The organism is Desulfofundulus sp., from assembly GCF_049701015.1.
Lineage (GTDB): Bacteria > Bacillota > Desulfotomaculia > Desulfotomaculales > Desulfovirgulaceae > Desulfofundulus.
Genome location: NZ_JBNATZ010000103.1, coordinates 1 through 4,290 on the forward strand (window position 1 = coordinate 1; position 4,290 = coordinate 4,290).

A 4,290-nucleotide genomic window follows, 5' to 3' on the forward strand; every position below is an offset into this window, starting at 1 on the left:
ATTGGGTAGCCCGGACAAAACGGGCTTAATGCACTTAAATGGACTGCCGTATAAGGCTTTCCGTTCCCGTTGACACCGCCCCAGGTGCTGGTACTGGGATTTGCCGCGGTCATACTGGCCGGCGCTCTTTTACTCATGTTGCCTGTTTCCAGCCGCTCGGGCCGGGTCACGGACTTTTTGACCGCGCTGTTTACCGCCACTTCCGCAGTATGCGTGACCGGGCTGGTGGTAGTGGATACGGGTACTTACTGGTCTTCCTTCGGGCAGGCCGTAATATTGACCCTGATTCAGGTTGGCGGGCTGGGCTTCATGAGTATGGCCACCCTGTTTTTTATCCTGATGGGCAGGCGTATCGGACTCAAAGAACGGCTCATCATTCAGGAATCCTTAAACCAGCTGCGGGTGGCCGGGGTGGTCCGGCTGGTGCGGGCCGTTGTCCTGTTTACCTTCCTTACAGAAGGTATCTTTGCTTCCATATTGTCCCTGCGTTTTTACTTTGATTACGGTTTCCCCCGCTGTCTGTGGTTGGGTGTTTTTCATGCCGTTTCCGCCTTTAATAATGCCGGTTTTGATCTGATGGGGGGTTTCAGGAGCCTTACCGGGTATGTAAGCGATCCGGTTGTTACTCTTTCCATAACTTCTCTCATTATTCTGGGTGGGCTGGGTTTTGCCGTGGTCATGGAACTTTACAATTACCCGCACACCCGCCGCCTGTCCGTCCACACCAGGCTGGTCCTGCGGACGACCGGTGCGCTTATTCTTTGCGGTGCGACCCTCTTCGGCCTGCTGGAGTGGGGGCATATCCTGCGGGACCTCCCCTTGTCCGGTAAGGTTCTGGCTTCTTATTTTCAAGCCGTTACCCCGCGTACGGCCGGGTTTAACACCGTGGACATCGGGCGTTTACATTCAGCCACCCAGTTTCTCATAATCATACTGATGTTTATTGGGGCCTCTCCCGGTTCTACCGGCGGTGGAATCAAAACCACCACCTTTGCCCTTCTCGGGATTACTCTCTGTTCTTTAAGCCGGGGCAAGGAAGATGTGGAGGTTTTCCGCAGGCGCATTCCGCCGTGGCAGGTTTACAAGGCCCTCTCGGTTACGCTGTGGGCCATCCTGCTGGTAAGCACGGTAACCCTCCTTTTAAATGTCACCGAAGGAGGAGATTTCCTGGCAGCTCTGTTTGAAACCGTTTCTGCTTTTGGTACCGTCGGCTTGAGCATGGGCTTAACTCCGCACCTGTCTCCCGCGGGTCGGGTGGCCATTATCCTGACCATGTTTGCCGGCCGGGTGGGCCCGTTGACCCTGGCTTATGCCTTTGCCCAGCGCCGGCGCAAAACTGCTATCCGGTATCCCGAGGAAAAAATTATGGTGGGGTAGGGGTGGATTATGAAACAATTTGCCGTTATCGGATTGGGGCGGTTCGGTTCCAGTGTGGCCAGGACCCTTGCCCGTATGGGGTATGACGTCCTGGCGGTGGATACCTGTGAAGAGCGGGTCAATGCCATTGCTGATGAGGTTACCTATGCCGTCTGTGTGGATGCCATGGATGAACAGGCACTGAAGTCACTGGGGCTTAGAAATTTCGATGTGGTCATTGTGGCCATCGGCCAGGAAGTGCAATCCAGTATTCTGGTCACCGTTATGCTCAAGGAAATGGGTGTGCCCAGGGTGGTGGCCAAGGCGGTCACCGAGCTCCACGGCAAAGTATTGCAAAGGGTGGGCGCTGATATGGTGGTCTTCCCCGAGCGGGATATGGGGGTGAGGGTCGCCCACGCCCTGGTTTCCAAAAACATCGTGGACCAGATCAATCTTTCCCCTGACTACAGTATTATTGAGCTTGTGGCTCCTCCCGAATTTGTGGGCAAAACGCTGCAGGAATCAGCCATGCGGCGGGAATACGGTGTTACCGTCCTCGCCATTCGGCGTGGGGAAGAGATTATCATTTCCCCCGGTGCCAGGCAGGTGATTAATGAAGGGGATATACTGGTGGCCCTGGGGCGTAACGAGAAGTTGAGAACCCTCGGAGGCTAACTGGATGATTCGCAGTAAGGCAAACCCGCAGATAAAGTATCTCCGCCGGCTGACCCGCCGGCGCGGGCGCGAGCAAGAGGGTCATTTTATCCTGGAAGGGGTGCGCCTCATCGAAGAAGCGTTCCGCTCGGAGTGGCCGGTTAAAATGCTTGTGTACACTCCGCCTGCAGCCGGACGGCTTGGTACCTTGCTGGAAACTGCCCGTGAGCGGGGGGTTCAGTTGTTACCGGTGGAGGGAGGGCTGCTGGCGGAACTGGCCGATACCGAAACCCCTCAGGGATTGCTGGCAGTAGTGGAAAAGCCCGGTTATACCCTCGAGGAGATCCTGGTACCGGGTTCATCCCTTTTATTGCTGGTCGACGGCGTGCAGGACCCGGGCAACCTGGGTACCATCATCCGCAGTGCTGACGCTGCCGGCGCGGGTGGAGTAATCCTGTTTCCCGGGACGGTGGATTTATACAACCCGAAAACCATCCGGGCCACCATGGGCTCCCTTTTTCACCTGCCCGTTGTCGCTGTACAGGAAAGGGAGGATGTCCTGGTCCGGTTAAATGAAGCTGGCTTTATGGTGGTGGCCGGGGTTCCCGCAGGCGGGATACCTCTGCCTGCCCTGGACATGACCCGTCTGGTGGCGCTGGTGGTGGGCAACGAGTCCCGGGGGCTTTCCCCGGGGCTGCTTGCCCGTGCCAACTTTCTGGCAACGGTTCCCATGCCCGGGCGGGCCGAGTCCCTGAATGTGGCAGCGGCTGCCTCCATCATGCTTTATGAAGCGGTTCGCCAGCGGATGGGTTGCGTCAGGACGGGTTTCTCTGAAAGGTAGCCTGTTCCCCAATTTTTCTGGAAACTTCCTTGTTTTAAGAAGGGGCTTGTGATATAATCAACTCCGAAGGGTCCCCAAAAAACAGGGAAAGGTCGTGGTTAAATGTTTTTAACCGCCGAATTTTTTTGGAGACTGTTCGAAGCGACTGGTTCTATCCGCGCCTACATCCTGTACCGGAGGTTAGCCGTGCATTAAAGGCCTGGTTGGAAAATAGTATAATTGAACGGTCACCCCTTTGACAGTAAGGCTACCTTGTGGGACGCATAGCAGTTAACTCCATTGTGCGGAATTAAGTTTCGTCCGGTTATTGAACAATAAGGGTGGTACCGCGACAAGGAACAATTTCCGTCCCGAAAAAAGGGGCGGTTTTTGTGTTTTTAAGGAGAAAAGGGGTATAAAGGGGGATTAATCAATCTTGGAAGAACAGTTACATAAAATGGTGGCCGAGGTGAAGGAGGCTCTGGCCCGGGCGGATAACCTGGAAACTCTGGAGGAAATCCGCATCAGATATTTGGGAAAAAAAGGTGAACTCACCAGGATACTCCGGGGGATGAGTGCCCTGCCGGCCGAAGAAAGGCCCAGGGTCGGCCAGCTGGCCAACAGTATCCGGGAAGTTCTGGAAAATGAACTGGCAGAGCGTACGGCGGAGGTTAAAGCCCGGGTCAAACGGGTGCGCCTGGCCGCTGAGAGCATTGATGTAACCCTCCCGGGGACACCTTTTTTGCTGGGTAATAAGCACCCGCTTACCACTGTCCAGGAGGAAATTGAAGAAATCTTCCTGGGGCTGGGGTTTTCCATTGCCGAGGGACCCGAGGTGGAACTGGACTATTATAACTTTGAAGCGTTGAATCTGCCCAAGGACCACCCGGCCCGGGACATGCAGGACTCCTTTTTCATCGGTCCCGAGGTACTCCTGCGCACTCATACTTCTCCGGTGCAGGTACGCACCATGGAGCGCACTGCGCCGGCTGTGCCGGTAAAAATTATTGCCCCGGGGAAAGTTTACCGTCGGGATGACGATGCCACCCACTCCCCCATGTTTCACCAGGTGGAAGGACTGGCCGTGGACCGGCGGATAACCTTTGGCGACTTGAAAGGAGTGCTGGAGGTTTTTGCCCGGGAAATGTTTGGCGCGGGTACCCGTACCCGCTTCCGGCCCAGTTATTTCCCCTTTACCGAACCAAGCGCCGAGGTGGATATATCCTGTGTCATGTGCGGCGGCAGGGGGTGCCGGGTCTGCTCCCATACCGGCTGGCTGGAAATCCTGGGCTGCGGCATGGTGCATCCACGGGTTCTGGAAATGTCCGGCTATAACTCGGCAGAGGTTACGGGCTTTGCCTTCGGCATGGGTGTGGAGCGCATTGCCATGCTCAAGTACGGCATAGACGACCTGCGCCTGTTCTTTGATAACGATCTGCGTTTCCTGGCCCAGTTTTAGT

The 4,290-nt window shown here is 55.9% G+C and carries 5 protein-coding genes; all 5 read left to right on the forward strand.

The window, feature by feature from the left end:
- The first annotated feature begins 69 nt into the window (after positions 1 to 69).
- Positions 70 to 1,377 carry a TrkH family potassium uptake protein gene (locus ACPLUI_RS07850; protein WP_424659713.1) on the forward strand — a complete coding sequence of 436 codons (1,308 nt, stop codon included), beginning with the start codon at positions 70 to 72 and terminating at the stop codon, positions 1,375 to 1,377.
- Between the two features lie 9 nt (positions 1,378 to 1,386).
- On the forward strand, positions 1,387 to 2,031 hold the full coding sequence (locus ACPLUI_RS07855) for a potassium channel family protein (protein WP_424659714.1): 645 nt from the start codon (positions 1,387 to 1,389) through the stop codon (positions 2,029 to 2,031).
- A gap of 4 nt (positions 2,032 to 2,035) precedes the next feature.
- Positions 2,036 to 2,851, forward strand: a complete 816-nt coding sequence (locus tag ACPLUI_RS07860; protein ID WP_424659715.1) for a TrmH family RNA methyltransferase — start codon at positions 2,036 to 2,038, stop codon at positions 2,849 to 2,851.
- A 102-nt stretch (positions 2,852 to 2,953) separates the two neighbouring features.
- On the forward strand, positions 2,954 to 3,046 hold the full coding sequence (locus ACPLUI_RS07865; protein ID WP_072868310.1) for a YqzL family protein: 93 nt from the start codon (positions 2,954 to 2,956) through the stop codon (positions 3,044 to 3,046).
- A gap of 241 nt (positions 3,047 to 3,287) precedes the next feature.
- The gene (gene pheS / locus ACPLUI_RS07870; protein WP_424659719.1) at positions 3,288 to 4,289 is read left to right on the forward strand and encodes a phenylalanine--tRNA ligase subunit alpha; all 1,002 of its coding nucleotides are present in this window, start codon (positions 3,288 to 3,290) and stop codon (positions 4,287 to 4,289) included.
- The last annotated feature ends 1 nt before the right edge of the window (position 4,290 follow it).

What these genes read in the sequence shown, in the direction of transcription:
- ACPLUI_RS07855 (WP_424659714.1), top strand. Translation starts at nt 1,387, where the DNA reads ATGAAACAATTTGCCGTTATCGGATTGGGGCGGTTCGGTTCCAGTGTG.
- ACPLUI_RS07865 (WP_072868310.1), top strand. Translation starts at nt 2,954, where the DNA reads ATGTTTTTAACCGCCGAATTTTTTTGGAGACTGTTCGAAGCGACTGGT.
- pheS (WP_424659719.1), top strand. Translation starts at nt 3,288, where the DNA reads ATGGTGGCCGAGGTGAAGGAGGCTCTGGCCCGGGCGGATAACCTGGAA.
- ACPLUI_RS07860 (WP_424659715.1), top strand. Translation starts at nt 2,036, where the DNA reads ATGATTCGCAGTAAGGCAAACCCGCAGATAAAGTATCTCCGCCGGCTG.